Raw genomic sequence first — 22,369 nt, 5'->3', positions numbered from 1 at the left:
CCAAAGTAGGCCGTATTGAGCGCATCGAAATACGGCAAAGGCGTCAGACGCCGTATTTCGATGTGCTCAATACGGCCTAATAAAACAGTGACCAAGCGAGCGTCGATCCGTGCAATTTTTCTTCGAGATACTAAAAAACGACCGTTTCAGTCGGCTCTCAAACCTTCCAGCGTCTGCTTTGCTTTCCCCTGATCAATCGCATCGGCCGCCATTTGAACGCCGCTCCTAAGATCGGAAACCGTCCCAACTAACCACAACGCCATCGCTGTTCCGGCCAACACAGTGTCGCGGCACGGGCCGGGTTCTCCGTCTAGCAAGCGGCGAATGATCGCGGCGCTGGCGACCGGGTCGGCTGCCGCCAATGCCTCTTGCCCGACCGGCAGTAATCCAAAATCATCGGCCGAAAATTCGTGTTCAACCTGGCCAGCATCCGTGACCTCGATCACTCGCGTCGTGCCTTCCAGCGATACCTCGTCCTGCCCATCACTGGCGTGAATGACGAACGACTTGGTGGTGCCCAATTGAGCGATCGCGGCGGCGACTTTGATTTGTGCGTCGGCCGATGAAGTTCCCAATAGCTGATGAGTGGCCCCGGCTGGATTGCACAGCGGGCCCAGCAAATTGAACAGTGTTTTAACTCCCAATTGTCGCCGCACGGCCACAACGTGCCGCATCGCGGGATGCAGTTTTGCGGCAAAACAGAAGCAAATTCCAGTCTTGTCGAGCCGCTGGGCAACGGACTGGGCGTCCGATTCGATGCGAACGCCTAGTTCTTCTAAAACGTCTGCTGATCCTGTCAAACTGGTCGCTTTTCGGTTTCCGTGCTTTGCCACCGGAACTCCGCAAGCCGCGGCAACCATGGCAACGGCGGTGCTGATATTGAACGTCCCGCTGCCGCTGCCGCCGGTGCCACAGGTGTCAAGCAGGATGTCATGTCGATGTTGAATCTTGGTCATGTGACGCCGCATCGCAGTGGCCGCGCCGACCAATTCGCTGACCGATTCACCTTTCTGACGCAGGGCCAACAGCAACGATCCAATGTCATCGTCGCTGACCTGCCCGCGAAGCATTTGGTCGATCAGGTCGCTGGTCTGTTCGGTCGATAAATCCGTTCCGGCGGTGGCGGTGCGGGTTGCGTCTGCAAAAAGATTGGCGGGATTCATTCAATTCTCGTTCATGCGGCGAAGAAACGTCTTCCAGAATGTCGTCCAGAATGGGGATGCTGGCTTTACCTGGGGTGCGGTGCCCACGTAAACTCTTGCGATGAATCGAAAACTCATCATTGATTGCGACCCTGGAATCGACGACACGGTTGCCCTATGTATCGCATTGTTCGATCCCCGTGTCGACTTGCTTGCCATCACGCCGACCGCTGGAACGGTCGACGCCGACTTGGCAACTCGCAACGTCACCGCGATCGTCGGGCACCTGGACCCACCAAGGTACCCTCGAATCGGAAAAGCCACCGCCCCCGATGACGCACCGGTCGCGGATGAATTTGACCTCAACGGTCCAGACGGTTTGGGGGAATTCCAGTACGAGGAATCTGGCCGCCAACATCAGACGTCCGGCGACAAAATCATCAGCGAACTGGTCCACCAATATCCCAACCAAATCACGCTGGTTTGCCTTGGGCCGCTAACCAACTTGGCTCGCTTGGCTCGTCGAGATCCGGCCGCGCTTAGTTTGATCGACAAAGTGGTCATCAGCGGAGGATCCGTCAATCATCCGGGCAACGCAACCGTCGCGGCCGAGCACAATATGTTCTTCGATCCGCAATCGGCATCGGAAGTTTTTGCATCCTTGACGACCAAGACGCTGGTGCCGCTGGACGTGACTGAGTCGGTTGGCTTTGGCGTCGAGTTGCTAGAAAAATTGCCGTCCAAATTTACGCGTGCTGGGTCAATGCTGCACAAGATGTTGCCTTTCGCGTTCCGAACATATCACCAAAAGCTGGGCCGTGAACTGATTCCGTTGTACGACGCGATGACCTTGCTTGCCGTTACTGAGCCCGAGATTTTCGAGTGGGAACCGATGGCCGGCAAGGTCGAAACCAAAGGCGGTATCTCGCGAGGCCAAACGTTGTTTGATCAACGATTGCGCCGACAATGGCCGCTAAACATGGAAGTCGCCACATCAGTAGACGCCGCCGTCGCCGAAGCCTCCATCATCCGTTCGCTACGTTACTCAGGCCAACAAACGTAGGCCGGAACAAAGCGCAGCGAAGTTCCGGCAATCCCATGGCATACACAAACGTAGGCCGTAGCGAGCCTAAAGCGAGTTACGGCAATACCCCAAGACGCCGTAACTCGCTTTAGGCTCGCTACGGCCTACGGGAACCCAATCTGCTTGCTTCTGGCTGCATCGACAAACCAGATCAATCTAAGTTCCGCGACGATTGCCAAACCACCTGATCTGCATTCGGTCGCAATAGCGGTACCCCGTATCATCGCAGTACGGTTTCAGCCAGCTCGCCGCCGCATCCATCGCTTCGATCGTCACGCCCTCGGGCATGATCCACACGGCATCCGCATCGACGTCTAATTGCCGGACCACGCTGTTAATTTCAGCGAAGTCGTCCAACGACGTGACCACAAACTTGATTTGATGGTCAATCGATCGATCGATCACGCTTCGCATCACTTCGATCGGCATTCGTCGCTGTTGATGCAGTTCAGACCAACGTGGATGCTGCTGCGAATCCGGAGTGCTGTTTTCTAGCTTGGGACTGATCGAGGCGAGGTCACAAACGAGTTCTCGATCGATCGTGCCAGCCGTTTCAATAGTGACATGCATTCCAGCATCACGAAGCAGCTCGCACAGCGACGTGATTTGGATCGGCAACATCGGCTCGCCACCAGTCAAAACCACGTGCTGCAGTCCTGTCTCGACGGCCATGGCGACGAGCTGATCGATCGGGAGTTGATCGCCGGTGGGGTTCCAAGACGCGTACGGTGTGTCGCAGAAGTGGCATCGCAGATTGCAACCGCTGGTGCGAATAAAAAAACTGTCCGTTCCGGTCAGCTTGCCTTCGCCCTGGCAGCTTTGAAAGGTTTCCGAGATTTTCAGCGTTGCCACATCGTGACTGGTCCCCCTGGTCGCATCGTCAATGGTCCCCCTGACCACATCGTGACTGGTCCCCCTGGTCCGGTCCGACTCTGCATGCGAGAATTCGGTTTGACTTGAAGATTCCATAGTTTCAAAGGTGAAAAATTGAGCGACGGTGGCGACGGAACAGGAGGTGATTTTCGTGACACTCTGGAGGTGTTTGACAATCCAAACCCAGCACGAAACTTTACGATCGAGCATCATTGCCCAGAGTTTACTTCGGTTTGCCCCAAAACGGGACAGCCCGACTACGGCACGATTGTCTTCACTTATGTGCCCGATCAGGTTTGCGTGGAACTGAAAAGTCTAAAAATGTATCTGCAGCGGTTTCGCAACGAAGGTATTTTCTACGAAGCGGTCACCAACCGGATCATGGATGACTTCGTCGCCGTCGTAAAGCCGCGTAGCGCCACCGTGGAAAGTCGTTGGACTCCTCGCGGCGGTCTCCACAGCAACATCATCATCCGACATCCAGACGAATCATGAGCATCCCGATCCTAATCAGCGGCTTTGCAGACGAAGCCGCCAACGAAAAACTAGCCGTCCAGCAATACGCAGCCTTTGCCGCCGTCGGCCTGAAATACTATTCGATCCGCTTCGTCGACGCCGGCGAAGGCGTCAAGAACGTGATGCAATTGTCCGATCCTGAAATCCAACATCTGGTCAAGATGCAAGGTGATTACGGGTTGAAGGTCAGCAGCATCGGATCGCCCATCGGCAAGGTCAAACTGTTGGACGTCGATGACGGAACCGACAACAAATTCATTCCGTTTGAGAAATACTTGGCCGAAGATGTCGAAACCGCTTGCGATCGCGCCGAAGCGTTTGGTGCCAAACTGATTCGCGGATTCGCGTTCTACCATCCCAAAGGAACCAAGCCAGAAGATCACATCGATCAAGCGAGTGATCAATTGACCGCGATCGCGGAAGCTTGCGACAAACGCGGCCTAACATTTGGTTTGGAAGTCGAAGCGAACTTGGTGGGACAAACGGGACAGTTGCTCGAATCGATTGCGGCAAAGGTCAACCATCCCGCGATGCTGACGATCTTCGACGGTGCCAACATCGTCACCCAAGGATTCTCCGCCGATGATACGTACGGCCAATACCTTGCGATGAAACCATCGCTCGGCTGGATCCACATCAAGGACTATCACGACCCGTCACCAACGGGCCGAATCGATCACGTGGACGAAGCGTCGCTTAGCAACTTTGTGCCGGCGGACATCGGTGACAGTGGCCACGAAGCAATCCTGCGCGACATGAAAGATTTTCTGCCTGAACTCCATCGTCGCATGACCGATCGTGGTGCCGACGGAGTGTTCATGGACCTGGAACCTCACGTCAAAGGCGGTGGCCAATTCGGCGGATTCAGCGGCCCCGACGGTTTCGGTGTCGCACTTCGTGGCCTTTGCAAAGTGCTTGATTACGTCGGAATGGATTATCAATTGCGAGACTTCAGCGACGTCAAAGCAGCACGCTAGTGGACGACAAGCAGGCTCAGCGAATCACCGAACTGGAAATCAGCCTCGCTCATCTTCAGCGGCTCTTTGATCAGTTGAACGAAGTGGTCACGTCCGAAGCAATCCGCTCGGACAAAATGCAACGTCGGATCAGCGAACTGGAACAACAGCTCAAAACATCCAAAGAAAAACCGGCCGAAGAAAACCGTTCGCTCGAAGACGAAAGACCGCCACATTATTGAACTTGGCGATTGGATCAACGTTTCAGATCAGCGTTTCAAATCAACGTTTCAAATCAACGTTTCAAATCAGCGTTTTAAATCCGGGAAAATGAATCGCTCATCGGCGTACAGTTCGATGAATTCGCTGATTGATTTCTGTTGCCCGTCGATGGCCTCGTCCGCTGCTTGCTGGACGCCATCATCGGCTAGGTGACGAAAATAGTTGGGAACCGCGACGCGAACCTTCATCGTGACACTCAACGTGATTCGTGTTCCATCTTCGTCGGCGATCGCGTCAAACGTGGTTTCGTATTCTTCTAAGCGTCCCGCGGCTCGTCGCGAAACGGTTCGCACCTTCATGCTGGTGTCGTCGATGTCGGCATTTTGACGAAGCACCAATTCATCGGCCTCCAACATCGGATCGTCCAGACCGACCGTCAATTCTTTGACAGCCGCCAAATCGGTTTTTGATCGACCACGGATCGCATTCAAAAAGGGGCGGTCATCCTTGGAAGTATCCAGGTCAACATCGAGGATACGTTCGTCGAGCAGCCGCATTCCTGAATCGCCAACAATCGCCTTGGTCGCATTCTTGCGGATCATAATTTGACGAAACTTGTCGAACGAACAGTCCACCACAAAACTGCGTGTCGCTTGCCCCAACGCAGGATGATCCACCGATCGCAACAACCACACGGCGATGCCAGCGATCAACAGAAACACGACCGCGACGACAATCAGCAGATTCTTTTTCTTCATCAGGCAACTTTTGGTTTTGAGCGATTTGGAACAATGCAAAGCTAATCCAAGACGATTTCAATCGATCACAGATCTAGTCATTTTTGCCAATTGCTTTGTGACAAATCCTCGTTTAGCTAAGCAATCGTATCGTCGGCTGCGGTTTGCTTGCTCCGATCCCAGAACGTTAGCGTGAACAACACCAGGATGATCGCCGCCATGATCGCGGGCGAAATCCAGAAGTCACGCCACTGGGCCATGGTTTCGGACAGGATTCCCGCGTCCAGTCCGTCGGGCAAATTCCGCGAGAACATCTTGCTGAACGATTCAAGAAACGAAACCGATTCCGGCTCTCCTTGCGCAGCCGCAAGTGCTTCCACGTACTGAGGTGCCGACGTGACTTGTTCGCCATATCGACCGAACGTCAAATCAAGCGGAATAAAACCAAACAGGTTCCCGCCCGCCATGATTCGATACCCAAAAAACATGCCGACGCCCTGAGTCAAGAAAACCAACAAACCTTGAGCCTGGCCACGAATCGCGGGCGGCGCTTTCTGGTCGGTGTACATGAATCCGGTAACGAAAAAGAAGTCGTAACAGATGCCATGCAACGCTACCGCCAACAACAGCATCCATGTCACTTGATCGGGCGCACCCAACGCAAACAAACCGTACCGAAGCACCCAGCAAACCATGCCAATCATGATCATGATTTTGATGCCCAGTCGGCGAAAGAAAAACGGAATCAACAACATGAAAAAGATCTCAGACATCTGCCCGATTGCCATCGTCGCACCCGGTTCAGCAAACCCCGTTTGATTCAGATACGTCGCCGTGACTCCGTAGTAGTACGCCAAGGGAATGCAGATCAAAGTCGAGCAAATCGCAAAGACAAAAAAGTTTCGATCCTTCAACAACTTAAACGCATCCACCATCAACAACGAACGCAGGTCCATCGGCTTGCCCTTTAGCGGCGGTGGCGTGTGCGGCAGGAAGAAACAAAACACGCCGAGCAACAAAGAGCTGACCGCGCCGAGCCAAAAAATGTTGTAGGTGGCCGACCAACCCATCAAGCCCAGCATCAATCCAGCGACGATCCAACCGACCGTTCCCCAAACTCGAATTTTTGGAAATTCGTTCTGGCTGGGGATGTGAGTGAATGCGATCGTGTTTCCAAGCCCCAGTGTCGGCATGTAACAAAGCAGGTACGCCAAAATCATCCAAACCATCGTCTTGCCTGCATCGTTCTCCGCCAATTGATTTTCCAGGAAGAGTGCAGAATCGTAAGTGCCGGCTGCTCGCATCGCTTCGGCGGATTCAGTGGCAAACGTCGAAGCACTCTCGGCAATCCCCGGCAGCATCAACATGATCGCTCCGCCGATCAGCATCAGCACACCCATGACTCGCTCGGACGCAAAGAAACGATCGGCGATCAACCCCAGAAACAACGGAGCGAAAATCGCGGCGATCGGTGCCGATTCGTAAGCTCCGCCAATGAACGCCCCAAGCAAATGAGTATCCATCGCAGCCGACAGCGTCGCAAACCAAGCTCCCCAGGCAAAAAACTGCAGAAACATCATCAACGACAAGGCAGGAACGATCCAGGAACGGCTTTTTGATTCAGGCATCAATTCTCAATGGACAAACTGTGAAAACGGAACAGCAACGCATCATCTTACCGCTCACCGGCGGAATTGTCGTGAACGCTTGTAAGGAACGAGCGGGAAATTAGTGTCGCCTTTCGCACCGCGAAAGTAGCGAATCCGCTGCTTTCGCGGAGCGAAAGGCGACTATAAAAAGTCGCACGTTCCTAAATGGCTCAGGGCAAGTCAGTTTTTCAAATTGAGTTGTGAGCCGTGATCGCGTAAGCGGCCGGGCCTACGTAAATGCCCGAGGCGTTACCGCCAGCGGCTCACAAGAAATTCCCCAGCGTGAAAAAACACTGTGCGAAACGGATCAATTCACCGGAGCAAATGAGTGATCCCGCACGCGCGCGTGCGAATGAGCGCGGCGGGCCAAACAGATACGCGAAAAATTGCTGCGGCACATGTTTTGCTGATTGTTGCATCCGGTGCGGCCGTTGCCTAAAACGATCTCGCCGTTCGATTGAGATCACTTTAGCAAGAAGCGATTCGCCTCATGGACATCGCCGCACTCCTGACTTCACTGGCCGCCGTGGGAGCGTTGGCAACCGTATTGGCGACCTTGCTTGTGGTGGCGGATCGTTGGCTTCATGTGGTGGAAGATCCGCGAATCGACAACGTCGAAGCGATGTTGCCGCACACAAATTGCGGTGCGTGCGGGTACCCAGGCTGCCGAGCGTTTGCTGAGGTCTTGGTTTCGGGCGTTGAGCCTCCGGCGAAGTGTTCTGTTAGCGCGCCGCCCGACCATGCTCGGATCGCAGCCTACTTGGGCGTCGATGTGGGCGTGCAAGAAAAGCGAGTCGCCCGGTTGGCTTGCGCTGGTGGAAACAACGTCGCTCGAAATCGGGCTCACTATCAAGGGCACAAGTCTTGTGCAGCCGCGGCGTTGGTTGCCGGTGGCGGAAAGTCATGTTTTTGGGGCTGTTTAGGTCTGGCTGATTGTGAAGTGGCTTGCGACTTTGACGCGATTGAAATGAGTCCCAGCCAGTTGCCCGTCGTCGACGAAGATCGTTGCACGGCGTGTGGCGATTGCGTTCAAGCATGTCCAAAAGACCTGTTTTCGATCCACGAAGTCAGTCACCGGCTTTGGGTTGCCTGTTCGTCTTTGGCAAATGGCGACGAGGTCTTAGAAGAATGCGAAGTTGGTTGTACGGCGTGCGGTCGCTGTGCATCCGACGCACCAAACCTGATCGAGATGAAAAATGGCTTGCCAGTGGTGGACTACCAAAAAGGTTCGCTCAGTGCCGATGCGACACAGCGATGTCCCACCGGTGCGATTGTCTGGATCGACGAAACCAAGGGCATCGTCAAGGGGAACGCAGCCAAGAAAGTCATTCGCCAAGGAGAGATGCGTGACACTGCAACTTAGTGCTTCGTCAACATTTGATTTTCAGGTAGCGGAACTCGCCAAGAGTTTCGGCAGTCAGGGAGATTACCGAAAGTTTTGGCGACTTCGGCTACCACCCACCCCACAGACTAAAAGTTGCCGAAACACTGGCAATCCAATTCAGAATCATTGCCGGAACCTTCCGGCTTTACTCCCCATTCCGCTTCCGCTGGATCATCGGACATGACGACGCAATTTAAGTACCCCGGAAAAAAAGCTGCCGTCGATGGCAACACCGCTGTTTCATTGTGTGAGCGTGACGGAACCGACGCTGCGGGGGCCTATCCGATCACACCGTCAACTCAAATGGGCGAGTACTGGGCGGAAAACGCAGCCAAGGGATACGTCAACGTCTCCGGTCGCCCACTGATCTTTATCGAACCCGAAGGCGAACACGCCGCTGCGGCCGTCACGGCCGGGTTGTCGATGACCGGATTGCGAGCCAGTAATTTCTCGTCCGGCCAGGGCATCGCGTACATGCACGAATCGTTGTACGCGGCGGTCGGTAAGCGATTGACGTATGTTCTGAACGTTGGTGCTCGTGCGATGACCAAGGCAACGCTGAATGTGCATGCGGGCCACGATGATTACCACTGCATGGACGACACTGGCTTTTTTCAGATGTTCGCCAAGGATGCTCAGTCCGCTGCAGACCTGAACCTGGTCGCACACCGAGTGGCCGAACTAGCACTGACGCCAGGCGCAATCGCACAGGACGGATTCCTGACAACGCACCTGATCGAATCAATTCAAATTCCCGAGCGAGAATTAATTGCGGAGTTTCTGGGACGCCCCGACGACATCATTCAAACTCCGACGCCGGCCCAGCGAATCATCTACGGTGACACTCGGCGGCGGATTCCTGAGTTGTGGGATGTCGATAATCCGATCATGTCGGGCACGGTGCAAAACCAGGATTCCTACATGCAAAGCGTTGCGGCCCAGCGCCCGTACTTCTTTGACCATATCGCCGACTTAACCGAACGCGCTTTCGACGAATTTTACGCTCTGACCGGCCGCCGCTACGAACGCGTTCAGAATTACCGTACCGAAGACGCCGACTATTTGATCCTGGGCCAAGGCAGCATGATCCCGACGGCCGAAGCGGTCGCGGATTATTTGCGAGAGACACGTAAGATCAAAGTTGGTGTCGTTGACTTGTTGATGTTTCGACCGTTCCCGGCGGACCTGATCAGCCGCGTGCTAAAGGGCAAAAAGGGCGTCACGATTCTGGAACGGCTCGACCAACCGCTCGCTGTTGAATTGCCGTTGATGCGAGAGGTGCGGGCAACGGTAAGTCGTTGCATGGAAAACGGCCGCGATGTTGCTCAACCAGCTTTCCCCGATCTGGAAACCTACACTGCGATTCAAGATGCACCGGCGTTGTATTCAGGATCGTTTGGAATGGGCAGCCGCGATTTGCAGCCCGAAGGAATCATCGGCGCGATCGAAAACATGCTGCCCGAAGGAAGCCAGCGTCGATTCTTTTATCTTTCGATCGACTTCCTGCGAGACAACCCGGTCAGCCCCAAACAACGACTGCACCAAGAAAACCTGGAACAAGCCTACCCGGGCATCGGTGACTTAGCGATTCGCGGCAGCGAAAATCCCAATCTGATGCCGAAGAACAGCATCACCGCTCGGATGCATTCGGTCGGCGGTTGGGGTGCGATCACGACCGGTAAAAACCTGGCGATGACGCTGTACGATTTGCTGGGCTTCGAGATTAAAGCGAACCCGAAATACGGATCAGAAAAGAAAGGACAGCCAACGACGTACTACTTGTCCGCAGCCCCCGAACCGATTCGCGTCAACAGCGAGTACTTCTACGTTGACGTAGTGCTGTCTCCTGATCCAAACGTGTTCCTGCATACCAACGCACTGGCGGGATTAAAAGAAAACGGCGTCTTCATCATTCAAAGCGACCAACCGTCCGCCGCTGCCGTTTGGAAAAGCATTCCTGAACCCTATCGTCGCATCATCGCTGACAAAAACATCCAACTGTTCTACTTGGATGCGTTCAAGATTGCCCGTGAAGAAGCGAGCGACCCGGATTTGCAGCTCCGGATGCAAGGCATCGCTTTTCAAGGTGCGTTCTTTGCCGCTTCGCCGGTCGCCGAGCAAGCTGGATTGTCGAATGACCGATTGATCGATGCGATTCACACGCAACTTAAAAGCAAGTTTGGTGCGAAGGGGGCACGAATCGTTGAAGAGAATTTGGCGGTCGTCAAACGCGGCTTCGATGAAGTAAAACCTGTGACGCACGGCGAGATCGAACAGCCGTCCGAGCAAAGTAACGGTCACAGCAAAGAACCGCATTTGCCGATCCTGCTTAAATCGTTGCCGCAGGGAAAAACGCCACTGAGCGACATTCATCGCTTCTGGGAGGAAACCGGCAGCTTCTACGCGCGTGGGATGGGCAACGACATCATCACCGATCCGTTCAGCGGGATGGGAACGATGCCCGCGGTCACGACTGCGTTTCGCGACATGACGGGAATTCGTTTTCAGCATCCCCAGTGGATCGCGGAGAACTGTACCGCGTGCGGAAGTTGTTACACGGTTTGTCCCGACACGGCGATCCCCGGATTGGTCAATGAAGTCAGTCAGGTGTTCGATACAGTCGTCGATCGTGTTCGCAAACATGGTGCCGAGCTAAAGCATTTGCCTGGTGCGGTTCGTCAAGTCGAAACAAACCTTCGTGGGATTTTGACCGAAGCAAACGAGAACGATAATGTTTCGGGAATGCTGGACGAAGCGATCGGAAAGACGCTGCGAGAAAGCAAACTGGAAACGTCTGATCGTGACGAACTGAAACATGAATTCGAGATATTCCGCGAAGAACTGGGCGAGTTCCAGTTCGCTCTGTCGCGACCCTATTTCACGAACAAGGAAGACAAGTCGCCGGGCGAAGGCGGTTTGTTGAGCATCACGGTGAATCCCTACACCTGCAAAGGCTGTATGGAGTGCGTGGAAGTTTGCAACGACGATGCACTGCGAACGGTCACGCAAACAACAGAGTCCGTTGAAACGCTGCGTAAGAATTGGGATTTGTGGAAGGACTTGCCGACCACGCCCAAGAAATACGTTCGCGTCGATGACATCGAAGAAGGCATTGGTGCGCTGGAAACAATTCTGCTTGAAAAGGAAAACTACTCAGCCTTGGCCAGTGGCGACGGTGCCTGCCTAGGTTGCGGTGAAAAGAGTGTCGTTCACATCTTCACCGCAACAATCGAAGCTTTAATGCAACCTCGCGTCGAGCGTCATGTTGCTCACCTGGACGAATTGATTCAAAAACTGCAACAACAAATTCAGGCAAAACTGGTCCACGAAATTGACGTCAGCGATCCCAAGGCGATCGCAAGCATCATCGATGACATTGGCAACAGCGACGTCACGCTGGCGGGGATTGCCGGGCGTGTTGAAAAACAGAATGGCGGCGAGCCGATCGACCAACAATGGCTACGTCACGTGACCAGTTTGCTGGGCAAGCTGCAAGAATTGAAATGGAAGTACAGCGATGGCGTCACCGGGCGTGGCCGAGCCAATGCGGGCATTTTGAATGCGACGGGTTGCTCGTCGGTTTGGGGCAGCACTTATCCGTTCAATCCCTATCCATTCCCCTGGTCGAATCACTTGTTCCAGGATCCATGTTCGGTGGCGATGGGCGTCTTTGAAGGACACATGGCAAAGATGGCCGACGGGTTTAGGACGATCCGAATGGCGGAAGGCGAATTGGCGGGTAAGCCGGTTGACGCCGAATCGCTGACTCATTTCGATTGGCAACAATTCACTGACGAAGAATGGGAACTTTGCCCGCCAGTGGTCGCCATCGGTGGTGACGGGGCGATGTTCGACATTGGTTTCCAGAACCTGTCTCGCGCGATGATGTCAGGCAAACCGATCAAAGTGCTGATCCTGGACACGCAGGTCTATTCCAACACCGGCGGCCAAGCTTGCACGTCTGGATTCTTTGGTCAGATTTCGGACATGGCCCAGTACGGCAATGCGGCCAAGGGCAAGGAAGAGATTCGCAAAGAGATCGGACTAATCGGCATGGCGCACCGAACGACCTACATCATGCAAAGCTCAATCGCCAACCCGAATCACGTGATCGAAGGGTTCATCCAAGGCTTGAAGTCTCGTCGGCCAGCCATGTTTACGCTGTACACGCCTTGCCAGCCTGAGCATGGGATCGGCGACGACATGAGTGCTCATCAGGCAAAGCTAGCCGTTGAATCACGAGCCTATCCGCTGTACAGGTACAACCCGGATCTTGGCACGACGCCGCAAGAGTGCTTGGAACTGGATGGCAACCCGGCAATGGAAGCAGATTGGCCGACGTACGAATTAAAGTACATCGAAAATGGGCGCCAGAAGTCGATGGATTTGCCGATGACCTTTGCGGACTTTGCCGCGACTGAGATTCGCTTTCGCAAACATTACCGGGCCGCTCCACCGGACACCTGGAACGACAACATGGTCCCGCTTGCCGAGTACCTGGAGCTTGAAGAAGAAGACCGCGAAGGGCTGTTCCCGTACGTTTGGAGCGTTAATCGCGATCAGCAGTTGATGCGATTGCTGGTTGCCAATCCGATCGTTCGATCCTGCGAAGACCGACGCGATTTCTGGAAGATTTTGAAGTCGATGGCAAGGGTGGGAGAGAAGCAAATTGATCGCGGCGCCATCGAAGCCGAAATCAAACGCGACGTATCGAATCGCATTGCGACCGGCATCATGCAGATGGCCCTGGGCGAAGGAACAGGTGTCGACCAAGAAGAAACCACAAGTGCGTCAGCAATGCCTGCACTGATGCCTCCCGCCAGCCAACCCGCATCCGGCCAACCCGCATCCGGCCAACCCGCATCCAGCCAGCCCGCCGCTGCCAATGGATACATGGCCCCTTGGATCGATACGCCGAAATGCACGTCGTGCGACGAATGCGTCAATCTGAACCCTCACATCTTCGTTTACAACGATCAGAAAAAGGCGATCATCAAAGATCCACAAGGCGGACCATTCAAGGATTTGGTGGTCGCGGCGGAACGCTGCACCGCCGGAGTCATTCATCCGGGGATGCCGAAAGATCACAGTGAAAAAGGAATTGAGAAGTTGATCGCGCGGGCCGAGAAGTACAACTCATGAGTGCTGGCGTTACCGACCTTTTTGGCAGCAAGACGTTTGCCCACGGCATTCATCCTCCCGATTCCAAGGATGACACCCGCGGTCTGCCGATTCAGCAATTCCAGTTCGCACCTTTGTTGGTCGTTCCGCTTTCGCAGCACATCGGCAAACCGGCGTTACCGATTGTTGGCGAAGGTGCCGAAGTCACTCGTGGTCAGTGCATTGCCGAGGCGGACGGTTTCATGTCGGTCCCGATTCATGCACCGGCGACCGGACTGATTCGCCGCATCGCGTTGTCGCCGGCGATCAATGGAAAGATGGAACCGGCGTTTTTTCTCGAACCGTTTCCAGCCTCGACTCAAGAGGTCATCGAAGGAACTCCTTGCGACATCGATTCGGCCAGTCCCGAAACGATTATTGCTGCGGTTCAGCAAACCGGAGTCGTGGGCTTGGGCGGTGCAGGGTTTCCAACGCATGCCAAACTGAAAATCCCCGATGGAAAGTTTATCGACACGTTGCTGATCAACGGAGCCGAATGCGAACCGTACCTGACCACCGACCACCGCGTGATGTTGGAACACGCCGACGACGTGATGAAAGGCATCCCGTATTTGATGCGAGCCACCGGTGCAACCCAAACGGTGATCGCGGTTGAATCCAACAAGGTCGATGCAGCCGACCGGTTGCGAGCTGCCGTTCCCATCGGCGCACCAATCACCGTGGAAGTGTTACCGGTGAAGTATCCGCAGGGCGCAGAGAAGATGTTGACCGCGGCTGTCCTGGGCCGCGAAGTTCCCTCCGGCGGACTGCCGCTGGATGTGCATGTCGTTTGCGTCAACGTGGGGACCACCGCCGAACTTGGCAAACTGTTGCCGCACGCCATGGGCCTCCATGAACGCATCATCACGGTCGGCGGACCAGCGGTCAAAAAGAAGGGCAATTATCGAATCCCGATTGGCACCACGCTGCGATTTATTTTGGACGCAGTCGGAACCGAAGACGATCTATCGACGGTGATCATGGGTGGCCCAATGATGGGAAATGCCGCCAGTAGTTTAGACATTCCGATCACAAAAGGCACCGCCGGCGTCATCGCGTATTCGCAGCGTGATACGGGCAAGATGATTAGCCGCAAAGAATACCCGTGCATTCGCTGTGCTTACTGCGTTGATGCGTGTCCGCTGTTTCTGAATCCCTCGCAATTGGGATTATTGGCATCACAGAATAAACACGACGCCATGGTCGAAGAGTTTAACTTGATGGATTGTTTCGAGTGTGGTTGTTGCACGTTTGTTTGTCCGTCTCACATTCCATTGGTACAGAAATTTCGGATCGCCAAACGTGCCATTCGGAAAGCAAAGGCAAACGAATGAAGCAAGGACTGAAAACGTTAACGATCCGAAGTTCGCCGCATATTGGTGCCGTGTCGAGTGTCGATACGATCATGTTCAACGTCGTGCTGGCGATGTTGCCGGTGTGCCTGTTTTCAATTTATGCGTTCGGCCTATCCGCGGTGCTGGTTTTGATCACGGCAGTCGTTTCGTGTGTGCTGACGGAGCATCTGTTGTGCCGAATCAATGGCATCCCGACCACCGTCGGCGATTGGTCCGCGGCGATCACTGGGATCCTGCTTGGATTGACCTTGCCGCCTGGTTTGCCGCTGTGGATGGTTGCGGCCGGTGGCGTCATTGGAATTGGCGGGTCGAAGTTTTTGTTCGGCGGGCTTGGCTGTAACGCTTTCAATCCAGCACTGATCGGGCGAGCCGTCTTACAAGCCGCGTTTCCTGCCGCGATGACCAGTTGGATGCGGCAGACGCAGGGGCGTTTTCAGTCGTTGCCATCGTCAACGTTAACGGTGCCGTTTACCAAGCCCGTCTACGTTGATGGTGTGTCCGCCGCAACGCCTCTTTCGGCTTGGAAGTTTGAGGAGAAAGCAACTTCGACGCCTGACCTTTTGATGGGTCTAACGACAGGATCCACCGGAGAAACCTGCGCGATCCTAATCATTATCGGCGGCGTTTATTTGGTCGCTCGAAAGATGATGAGCTGGCAGATTCCAGTATCGATCCTTGGCACGGTCGCAATCTTTTGCACGATTCTTCACCTGATCGATCCAAGTCGCTACGCAGGCCCAATGTTTCACATGTTTTCTGGCGGACTGATGCTGGGTGCCGTGTTTATGGCGACCGATATGGTGGGCTCGCCAATCACTCATCGAGGTTGTGTGGTCTACGGCGTGCTGATCGGGTTTCTGACCGTGCTGATTCGAGTCTGGGGCGGTATGCCCGATGGTGTGATGTACGCGATTTTGATTGGCAATGCCGCTTCGCCACACATCGACCATTGGATCCAGCCAAAGGTTTACGGAAGCGCGGTCAAAGGAGTCCCATCGTGACGAACGACTCGACGGATGCTGGTCCTGCGAAAATCTACGGTGTCGTTTTAAGCGTTGGGCTGGTTTGTGCTTTGGCGATCGTAACCGTCGATGAAATCACCAAGCCCATCATCCGAAACAATCGAATCGCAATGCGACAACGCGCGATCTTGGAAGTATTGCCGGGTGCTAGCACAAGCAAGGCGTTTCAAATCGACGAAACCACTGGCGAACTGAAACCTGAACCCACCGACTCCGAAGCTGCCGGCCTCGTTTTTGCCGGATACGATGATAACGATGAACTGATCGGGCTTGCGATTGAAACCCAAGGCATGGGTTACGCCGATATCATCCGAATCCTGTACGGATATTCGTTCGACAAACAAGCGGTAATCGGAACCAGCGTTTTGGAGAGTCGCGAAACGCCCGGCTTGGGCGATCAAATCGAAAAGAACGCCAACTTTCTAGCAAACTTTGAATCACTCGACGTCAGCCTGAACGCTGAAAAGAGCGAAGTCGCCAACCCAATTGAATTCGTTAAACCGGGCGAGAAAACAGAGGCTTGGCAGATTGACGGGATCACCGGCGCAACGATTTCTTCGCGTGCGATCACCAAAATGCTCAGCGAAAGCACGGGCCGATGGATTCCTAAACTGCATCCCCATCAGGCGGACTTTGCGACACGCGAAAAGGAGGCTCCGTGATGGCGGTGGGATTTGAACAAGAACAATCAGTGACGCCGGATGATTTTATTAAAGGCGTGTGGAAACAGAACCCTGTGTTTGTGCAAGTGTTGGGCATGTGTCCGGTATTGGCAGTGACCAACACCGCGATCAACGCGTTGGCGATGGGCTTGGCGACCGCGTTCGTTTTGCTGATGTCCAACATCGTCGTTTCGACCATTCGCAATGTCGTGCCCAAGCAAGTACGCATCGTGACATTCATCTTGGTGATCGCGACTTTCGTCACGATCGTCGATTACGCGATCCAGGCCGTCAGTTTAGATCTGCACAAAGCCCTGGGAGCTTTCATTTCGCTGATCGTGGTCAACTGTTTGATTCTGGGTCGCGCAGAAGCGTTCGCTTCGCAGAACAGCGTGGCACGATCAGCGCTGGACGCACTGGGCATGGGAGTGGGGTTTACGCTGGCACTGCTGTGCCTGGGCGGTGTTCGCGAAATCCTTGGCGCGGGTTCGTTGTTCAATGTCCGACTGTTTGGTGAATCGTATCAAGAGTGGGTGGTGATGATGTTGCCGCCAGGTGGCTTTTTCACGCTGGCCGGATGGCTGTTGTTGATTAACTGGTACCAACAACGAAAATCGCGACTGCAAGAAGCGAAGGAGTCAACGCTGTGAATGACGAACCACTGTGGTCAATTTTTATTGGATCTTGCCTGATCAATAACTTTGTGTTGGCGTACTTTTTGGGCATTTGCCCGTTCTTGGGTGTGTCGGGAAAATTAGACACGGCCGTTCGCATGGGCGGGGCCGTTACTTTTGTGATGATGGTCAGTTCGATGGCCGCATTCGGCATCAATTCACTGTTGATGATGATCGGGCTGCCTTTCCTGAAATTGATCTCGTTCATCGCGGTCATTGCTTCGACGGTGCAGTTGGTCGAAATGTTCATCAAGAAGACCAGCCCGACATTGTTTCGAGCTCTTGGCATCTTCTTGCCACTGATTACGACCAATTGTGCGATCCTTGCCGTGGCACTTTTCCAAACCAACAAGGGCTATGGATTTCTGCAATCCATCGTCTACGCAGCAGGTGCGGGAATCGGCTTTACGCTGGCGCTGGTGCTGATGGCGGGACTAAGAGAGAAGATGGAACTTGGAAATACACCGGAGCTGGTCAAGGGAACCGCGATCACGTTGATCATCGCGGGATTTCTGTCGGTCTGCTTCATGGGATTCGCTGGCCTGTTTAGCTAAAGGACATTTTAATAATGATCGAACCGCTGCTTTTAACGCTCGTCAAGGCAATGCTTGGCGTGACCACGATCCTGGTCGCGTGGTTGGCCGTGCAGTGGTCTTGGATTCGCGTCACGGGGGCGGCAAACGGACAAGATGCGTTGCAAGGACGGCTAGGTTGTCATGGCTGCCGATGCGATTCGCAGTGCGACAACATACACGAATAAGAATGAAGATGATTTACCAAAACTCGGACTCAATCGGAGCGAAATGATGCAACTGCAGGATTACGATGTCGCAACCACTTATCAGGCCACAGTGCTAAGCAGCGAGAGAATCAGCCCGCCTGATTCGGAGCACGAGGTGCGTGAAATTACGATTGAGGTTCAAGACCCTGACTTCCAAGCCAAAGTGGGGCAGAACCTAGGCGTACTGGCACCGGGATCGGAAGCCTTTGGACACGATCACCACTTTCGGCTCTATGGCGTTGCGGACGTTCCGCAAACCAACAGCGAAGGCTTACAACGATTCGGCATCTGCGTTCGCAGGTGTACATATCTTGATCCCTACAGCGGCGAAGAGTTTCCGGGAATCGCATCGAACTATCTTTGCGATCTAGGCACCAACGATACGTTGACGATCACCGGCCCGTATGGCCAACCCTTCAAGTTCCCAGCCAATTACAACGCAACCTTGATCTTGATCAGTGCTGGCACCGGGATCGCACCGTTTCGAGCGTTCGTCAAAAGCATCTACGCTGACCAGCCCGGCTTTGCCGGTCGAATCATGCTTTTCCATGGCGGGCAAGCGGGACTGGATATGCTGTATCGAAACGACGAGAAAGATGACTTCGCGATGTACTACGATCGCGAAACATTCGATGCGATCAATGCACTTAGCAAACGCCCCGGCTGGAACGATGACATCGATTGGGAAACCGCCATCAAGTCGCGCGCAGTCGAGCTGACCAAGTTGTTAGCTGAACCCACAACCTACGTTTACGTTGCGGGCGTCAAAGAGGTGCTCAAAGAACTCGACGCTGCGCTAGCGGCAGTCGCAGGATCTCTGTGGTCTCAATGGAAAGCGGAGCTCGAATCCGACGGACGCTGGATCGAACTTGTTTACTGACCTGCACCGAACCTGATGGACTCTCGTAACCCGAAGATGAACTTGCCGCGCGCACAAGCACAGCGACTGCGGACGAGCAACGGCCAACGCCGTGCAGGAATTCTAAATTGTTTAACCGCGTTGGGCATCGCCCCGCGCGTCCACCCGGAACGAACGCGCGGGAAGATTCCTGGCCTGATGAAAATCATTGCAACGCAGCAAATTGGGCAAGCTGCACCATGGCAGACAACACGAACTGGAACGCTGCGAAGCATTGTGGCAACAGCACATTTCCCTGATCGCCAGCACGTAGGCCGTAGCGAGCCAAAGCGAGTTACGGCAATGTGCGCAACGCCGTAACTCGCTATGGCTCGCTACGGCCTACTTTCAAGGGGCGTGACAAGTTGACAGCGACACATTTTCGTCAGCCCGGGCAACAACTGCTGCCTTGCCGTTGTCCGGTCGCGGGGCTGGAAGTTGTGCGTCGCTTGTGCCTGAGAAATAGACGCAAAGTCGCGAGAGTCGCAAGGATACAGAGAGGACCGTTGAAAAGATGGACGCTTCTTCGGCGAATCAAGCCGACAGGTTCGATCCGACATCGGTTCGGTAAGCTGACCAAGCGGGTAGCAAGGCTGCCAATAACGCCAGCGCCAAAACGACCGGCAGAATATAAATTTCGTAGCTGGTGACGGTGAAGAAGTTGACGCTGATTCCCGTCTGGTCTTCGATTTTTCCGCTGTACAAAACGATCGCCGCGTGTGCCAGAATCCAGCCGAGGACTCCGCCGATGATCGCCACCAAAAAACTCTCAAACACGATGATTGCGGTCACCGTTTCGCGGCGAGCCCCCAAAGCCCGCATCACCGCAATGTCGCGGCGGCGGTCGTTCATCGAATTGTAGATCGCAACAAGAATTCCGACGGCGGCAACAACGCAAGTGATCAACGTGATACCCAACAAGGCTTGCATGACGGGACCAACGATGGCATCCATCAGCTTGTAGATCTCACCAACGGGTGCCGCCGCTTGCGCTTCCAGCGATTCGTTGATCATGTTCTGCATCCCTGGTGCGAACATCATGTTTCCGGTCCGAATCAAAACCGAAGTGACCTCGCGCTCGGGAATCGTTAACGGGCGAAGCTTGCCTTCATCATCGCTTGAAACGTTCTGATCATTCGCCGGCTCGAATTTCTCGCTTTCGTCGATCGGCTTGGCGTGACCTTCCATTAGGTAAAAGCCTTCCAAATTGACGAAGGCGGCGCGATCGTTGGGGGTTCCCGTGGGCGCGAGCACTCCGGTGATCATGAAAGCTTCTTCATGGCCCTTGCCTTCGGGGTCACCATGAGTCGGGTACAGCACATCGCCGACGCCGACTTCCATTTCCGCCGCGACGCGACTCCCCAACACGGCCTCGAAAAATCCGTTGGCCTCCGATTCCGCTTGGAACGCTTCACCGTCCTCAAATTCAAATGGCTGATCCAGCTCCGGTCCATGCCGTAGTTTTTCAAAGAAGTCCGTCGTCGTTCCAACCACTCGGAACGTGCCGTAATAATCGCCTAGTGCCAGCGGGATCGCGTAGCCGCCTGAAACGAACGCGGCATACTTTCCATCACGCTCCGCCAATTCTGGATCGCCACCCAAACGGTCGACCATGGCTTGGCGTTCGGCCTGCGGAAACATCTCCATGTACTGGGAATATGGCAGATTCTCGATCGGTTGGCTCAGGTAGAAAACGCTGTTCAGTGTTAACTGCAACGCACTACCTTTGGGGCCGACGACTAGGTTGTAGCCAAAGGTTGCGTTGCGAGTGAACGCTTCATTGACGATGCCAAAAATCGACAGCACCAACACGACCAAGCCGACGCCAAGGGCAAGCGAAAGCGTTGTCAACAGACTGGAAAGAGGACGGTGGCAAAAGTTTCGCCACGCGATGGTCAACAACGACATCAGACTGCCTGCTTGGAATGGGCCGAGAGTGCTCGATTGATCGTGTCCAGTTCGTCCACTCGGTCAAACCGCTGGGCAACGTTCATGTCGTGGGTCACCAATAACAACGAAATGCCTTCATCACGGCACGACGTGCGAATCAAATCCAAAACAGTTTCGGCGCTGGTGGGATCGACGTTCGCGGTTGGTTCGTCTGCCAAAAGCAACTTGGGTTGGCCGGCAAGCGATCGAGCGATCGCGACGCGTTGCTGCTGGCCGACACTCAATTGACTGGGCCGATAATTCGCTCTCTCGGACAAACCGACTCGGTCCAGCAATTCGGCGGCACGTCCAGCATCAACGCTGCCTTGCCCAAACGACATTCCAAGTTTGACGTTTTCGATCGCCGTGAAGGCGGGCAAAAGATTGAAGGTCTGAAACACGTAACCAATGTTGGCGGCGCGGAAACGATCGCGGCCCTGTTCACTAAGCCGGCTCAATTCGATGCCGGCAATGTTGATCGTCCCGCTGTCAGGAACCAACAAGCCTGCGAACAGATGCAACAGAGTCGTTTTGCCACCACCACTTTGCCCAATCAAAGCGACTTGTTCACCATAGGCGATCGTAAACTTTGGCAGATCCAAAACCGTCAACCGTCCGTCTTTACCGCCGCTTTGATCGGCGGGTTGATCAAACGTTTTGACCACGTCGGTTGCGGTCAGTAGTGTTTCACTGGTTTGCTGGTCACGATTCATCGACGATGCCTCATCGCGCGGCGAAGTCCACGATCGGTGTCTCGTTTTTTCAGTGTTTCGCGTTTGTCGTGCAACTTTTTACCTTTGACTAGACCCATCACACACTTCGCGATCCCACGTTCGTTGAAATAGACTCGCAACGGAATCAGCGTTAATCCTCGTTCGTGTGCTCGTCCGGCGAAGCTGTCGTATTCTCGCGAACGCACCAGCAACTTTCGCGGTCGCCTGGGATCGTGATTCCAATCGCCAGCGTTTCGATAGTGGGCTATGTCGGCCCCCACCAACCACAGACAATCATCTTTGGTGCGAATGTGGGCTTCGTCGAGTGACAGTTTTCCGTCCCGCATCGATTTGACTTCGCTGCCCATCAACATCATGCCGCATTCCACGGAGTCCAAGATCTCGTATCGGTGACGAGCCTTGCGATTTTCGGAAACGGGCACAAAGCCGGGCTCGGGCTTCTTCTTTGATTTGCCCTTGCCTACGGAACCCTTGGATTTTTTGTTCTTGGCCATAGTTGCCGAATTGTAATGGGCACGTGATTGAATGCGGCAGGGGGCGGAAAGCAACGCAGTGAACGGTTTCCAAACTGTTTAACCGCGTGGGCATCGC

Annotated in this window: 20 protein-coding genes; 13 read left to right on the top strand and 7 right to left on the bottom strand. The window is 54.4% G+C overall.

The features are described from left to right. Positions 1-146: 146 nt before the first annotated feature. Positions 147-1,163 carry an anthranilate phosphoribosyltransferase gene (gene trpD, locus RC85_RS12280; RefSeq protein WP_068263043.1) on the bottom strand — a complete coding sequence of 339 codons (1,017 nt, stop codon included), beginning with the start codon at positions 1,161-1,163 and terminating at the stop codon, positions 147-149. A gap of 100 nt (positions 1,164-1,263) precedes the next feature. Here trpD and RC85_RS12275 point away from each other — a divergent pair, with 100 nt between their 5' ends. Then, positions 1,264-2,205, top strand: coding sequence for a nucleoside hydrolase (locus tag RC85_RS12275; protein WP_068263042.1), 942 nt, complete (start codon positions 1,264-1,266; stop codon positions 2,203-2,205). A 177-nt stretch (positions 2,206-2,382) separates the two neighbouring features. On the opposite strand, the gene RC85_RS12270 is transcribed toward RC85_RS12275, so the two are convergent. Further along, positions 2,383-3,195 (bottom strand): 7-carboxy-7-deazaguanine synthase QueE, encoded by an 813-nt coding sequence (locus tag RC85_RS12270; RefSeq protein WP_084422602.1) that lies wholly within the window; start codon positions 3,193-3,195, stop codon positions 2,383-2,385. Positions 3,196-3,213: 18 nt separating this feature from the next. Here RC85_RS12270 and queF point away from each other — a divergent pair, with 18 nt between their 5' ends. From queF to RC85_RS12255, 3 genes are read left to right on the top strand one after another with little or no spacing between them, the layout of a single operon-like run. Next, the gene (gene queF / locus RC85_RS12265; RefSeq protein ID WP_068263040.1) at positions 3,214-3,594 is read left to right on the top strand and encodes a preQ(1) synthase; all 381 of its coding nucleotides are present in this window, start codon (positions 3,214-3,216) and stop codon (positions 3,592-3,594) included. Continuing rightward, positions 3,591-4,592 carry a TIM barrel protein gene (locus RC85_RS12260; protein ID WP_068263038.1) on the top strand — a complete coding sequence of 334 codons (1,002 nt, stop codon included), beginning with the start codon at positions 3,591-3,593 and terminating at the stop codon, positions 4,590-4,592. Before queF ends, RC85_RS12260 begins: the two co-directional genes overlap by 4 nt. Then, entirely contained in the window at positions 4,592-4,813 is a 222-nt protein-coding gene (locus RC85_RS12255) for a SlyX family protein (protein WP_068263032.1), read from the top strand. The genes RC85_RS12260 and RC85_RS12255 overlap by 1 nt, the downstream gene beginning before the upstream one ends. Positions 4,814-4,879: 66 nt before the next feature. Here the strand turns inward: RC85_RS12255 and RC85_RS12250 are convergent, their stop codons facing one another. Both RC85_RS12250 and RC85_RS12245 read right to left on the bottom strand, forming a co-directional pair. Then, positions 4,880-5,551, bottom strand: a complete 672-nt coding sequence (locus tag RC85_RS12250) for a hypothetical protein (RefSeq protein WP_068263031.1) — start codon at positions 5,549-5,551, stop codon at positions 4,880-4,882. Positions 5,552-5,667: 116 nt separating this feature from the next. Beyond that, positions 5,668-7,158: a nucleoside permease gene (locus RC85_RS12245; RefSeq protein ID WP_068263029.1), complete on the bottom strand. Its 1,491-nt coding sequence runs from the start codon at positions 7,156-7,158 to the stop codon at positions 5,668-5,670. Between the two features lie 511 nt (positions 7,159-7,669). Between RC85_RS12245 and RC85_RS12240 the strand changes: the two genes are divergently transcribed. From RC85_RS12240 to RC85_RS12200, 9 genes are all read left to right on the top strand, one after another. After that, positions 7,670-8,542 carry an RnfABCDGE type electron transport complex subunit B gene (locus RC85_RS12240; protein WP_068263028.1) on the top strand — a complete coding sequence of 291 codons (873 nt, stop codon included), beginning with the start codon at positions 7,670-7,672 and terminating at the stop codon, positions 8,540-8,542. 201 nt (positions 8,543-8,743) lie between these two features. Continuing rightward, positions 8,744-13,705 (top strand): 2-oxoacid:acceptor oxidoreductase family protein, encoded by a 4,962-nt coding sequence (locus RC85_RS12235; protein WP_068263027.1) that lies wholly within the window; start codon positions 8,744-8,746, stop codon positions 13,703-13,705. Beyond that, complete coding sequence (gene rsxC / locus RC85_RS12230) at positions 13,702-15,057, top strand: electron transport complex subunit RsxC (RefSeq protein WP_068263025.1); 1,356 nt, start codon at positions 13,702-13,704, stop codon at positions 15,055-15,057. The genes RC85_RS12235 and rsxC overlap by 4 nt, the downstream gene beginning before the upstream one ends. Next, positions 15,054-16,079: an RnfABCDGE type electron transport complex subunit D gene (locus RC85_RS12225; RefSeq protein WP_068263023.1), complete on the top strand. Its 1,026-nt coding sequence runs from the start codon at positions 15,054-15,056 to the stop codon at positions 16,077-16,079. Before rsxC ends, RC85_RS12225 begins: the two co-directional genes overlap by 4 nt. Then, the gene (locus tag RC85_RS12220; RefSeq protein WP_084422601.1) at positions 16,076-16,762 is read left to right on the top strand and encodes an RnfABCDGE type electron transport complex subunit G; all 687 of its coding nucleotides are present in this window, start codon (positions 16,076-16,078) and stop codon (positions 16,760-16,762) included. The genes RC85_RS12225 and RC85_RS12220 overlap by 4 nt, the downstream gene beginning before the upstream one ends. Further along, the gene (gene rsxE, locus RC85_RS12215; protein ID WP_068263020.1) at positions 16,762-17,412 is read left to right on the top strand and encodes an electron transport complex subunit RsxE; all 651 of its coding nucleotides are present in this window, start codon (positions 16,762-16,764) and stop codon (positions 17,410-17,412) included. Before RC85_RS12220 ends, rsxE begins: the two co-directional genes overlap by 1 nt. Next, entirely contained in the window at positions 17,409-17,990 is a 582-nt protein-coding gene (locus tag RC85_RS12210) for an electron transport complex protein RnfA (protein ID WP_068263018.1), read from the top strand. The genes rsxE and RC85_RS12210 overlap by 4 nt, the downstream gene beginning before the upstream one ends. Before the next feature lie 14 nt (positions 17,991-18,004). Further along, on the top strand, positions 18,005-18,196 hold the full coding sequence (locus tag RC85_RS27455) for a hypothetical protein (RefSeq protein WP_068263017.1): 192 nt from the start codon (positions 18,005-18,007) through the stop codon (positions 18,194-18,196). Between the two features lie 46 nt (positions 18,197-18,242). After that, positions 18,243-19,097, top strand: a complete 855-nt coding sequence (locus tag RC85_RS12200; protein ID WP_162273203.1) for a ferredoxin reductase domain-containing protein — start codon at positions 18,243-18,245, stop codon at positions 19,095-19,097. Positions 19,098-19,649: 552 nt separating this feature from the next. On the opposite strand, the gene RC85_RS12190 is transcribed toward RC85_RS12200, so the two are convergent. From RC85_RS12190 to smpB, 3 genes are read right to left on the bottom strand one after another with little or no spacing between them, the layout of a single operon-like run. Continuing rightward, positions 19,650-21,023, bottom strand: a complete 1,374-nt coding sequence (locus RC85_RS12190) for an ABC transporter permease (RefSeq protein WP_068263010.1) — start codon at positions 21,021-21,023, stop codon at positions 19,650-19,652. Then, positions 21,023-21,757: an ABC transporter ATP-binding protein gene (locus RC85_RS12185; RefSeq protein WP_068263009.1), complete on the bottom strand. Its 735-nt coding sequence runs from the start codon at positions 21,755-21,757 to the stop codon at positions 21,023-21,025. Before RC85_RS12185 ends, RC85_RS12190 begins: the two co-directional genes overlap by 1 nt. After that, entirely contained in the window at positions 21,754-22,272 is a 519-nt protein-coding gene (gene smpB, locus RC85_RS12180) for an SsrA-binding protein SmpB (protein ID WP_068263006.1), read from the bottom strand. Before smpB ends, RC85_RS12185 begins: the two co-directional genes overlap by 4 nt. Positions 22,273-22,369: the final 97 nt, after the last annotated feature.

This window comes from Rubripirellula obstinata, from assembly GCF_001642955.1.
In the GTDB taxonomy this organism is placed as follows: Bacteria; Planctomycetota; Planctomycetia; order Pirellulales; family Pirellulaceae; genus Rubripirellula; species Rubripirellula obstinata.
The sequence above is the reverse complement of the archived record's forward strand: the minus strand, read 5'-3'. Positions and strand labels throughout refer to the sequence as shown.

Excerpts from the sequence above, each read along its gene's own strand:
- RC85_RS12275 (WP_068263042.1), top strand. The coding sequence starts at position 1,264 with ATGAATCGAAAACTCATCATTGATTGCGACCCTGGAATCGACGACACG.
- RC85_RS12250 (WP_068263031.1), bottom strand. The coding sequence starts at position 5,551 with ATGAAGAAAAAGAATCTGCTGATTGTCGTCGCGGTCGTGTTTCTGTTG.
- RC85_RS12190 (WP_068263010.1), bottom strand. The coding sequence starts at position 21,023 with ATGTCGTTGTTGACCATCGCGTGGCGAAACTTTTGCCACCGTCCTCTT.
- RC85_RS12270 (WP_084422602.1), bottom strand. The coding sequence starts at position 3,195 with ATGGAATCTTCAAGTCAAACCGAATTCTCGCATGCAGAGTCGGACCGG.
- RC85_RS12200 (WP_162273203.1), top strand. The coding sequence starts at position 18,243 with ATGCAACTGCAGGATTACGATGTCGCAACCACTTATCAGGCCACAGTG.
- RC85_RS12235 (WP_068263027.1), top strand. The coding sequence starts at position 8,744 with ATGACGACGCAATTTAAGTACCCCGGAAAAAAAGCTGCCGTCGATGGC.
- rsxE (WP_068263020.1), top strand. The coding sequence starts at position 16,762 with ATGGCGGTGGGATTTGAACAAGAACAATCAGTGACGCCGGATGATTTT.
- RC85_RS12185 (WP_068263009.1), bottom strand. The coding sequence starts at position 21,757 with ATGAATCGTGACCAGCAAACCAGTGAAACACTACTGACCGCAACCGAC.
- smpB (WP_068263006.1), bottom strand. The coding sequence starts at position 22,272 with ATGGCCAAGAACAAAAAATCCAAGGGTTCCGTAGGCAAGGGCAAATCA.
- RC85_RS27455 (WP_068263017.1), top strand. The coding sequence starts at position 18,005 with ATGATCGAACCGCTGCTTTTAACGCTCGTCAAGGCAATGCTTGGCGTG.
- RC85_RS12225 (WP_068263023.1), top strand. The coding sequence starts at position 15,054 with ATGAAGCAAGGACTGAAAACGTTAACGATCCGAAGTTCGCCGCATATT.
- RC85_RS12240 (WP_068263028.1), top strand. The coding sequence starts at position 7,670 with ATGGACATCGCCGCACTCCTGACTTCACTGGCCGCCGTGGGAGCGTTG.
- RC85_RS12260 (WP_068263038.1), top strand. The coding sequence starts at position 3,591 with ATGAGCATCCCGATCCTAATCAGCGGCTTTGCAGACGAAGCCGCCAAC.
- RC85_RS12245 (WP_068263029.1), bottom strand. The coding sequence starts at position 7,158 with ATGCCTGAATCAAAAAGCCGTTCCTGGATCGTTCCTGCCTTGTCGTTG.
- rsxC (WP_068263025.1), top strand. The coding sequence starts at position 13,702 with ATGAGTGCTGGCGTTACCGACCTTTTTGGCAGCAAGACGTTTGCCCAC.
- trpD (WP_068263043.1), bottom strand. The coding sequence starts at position 1,163 with ATGAATCCCGCCAATCTTTTTGCAGACGCAACCCGCACCGCCACCGCC.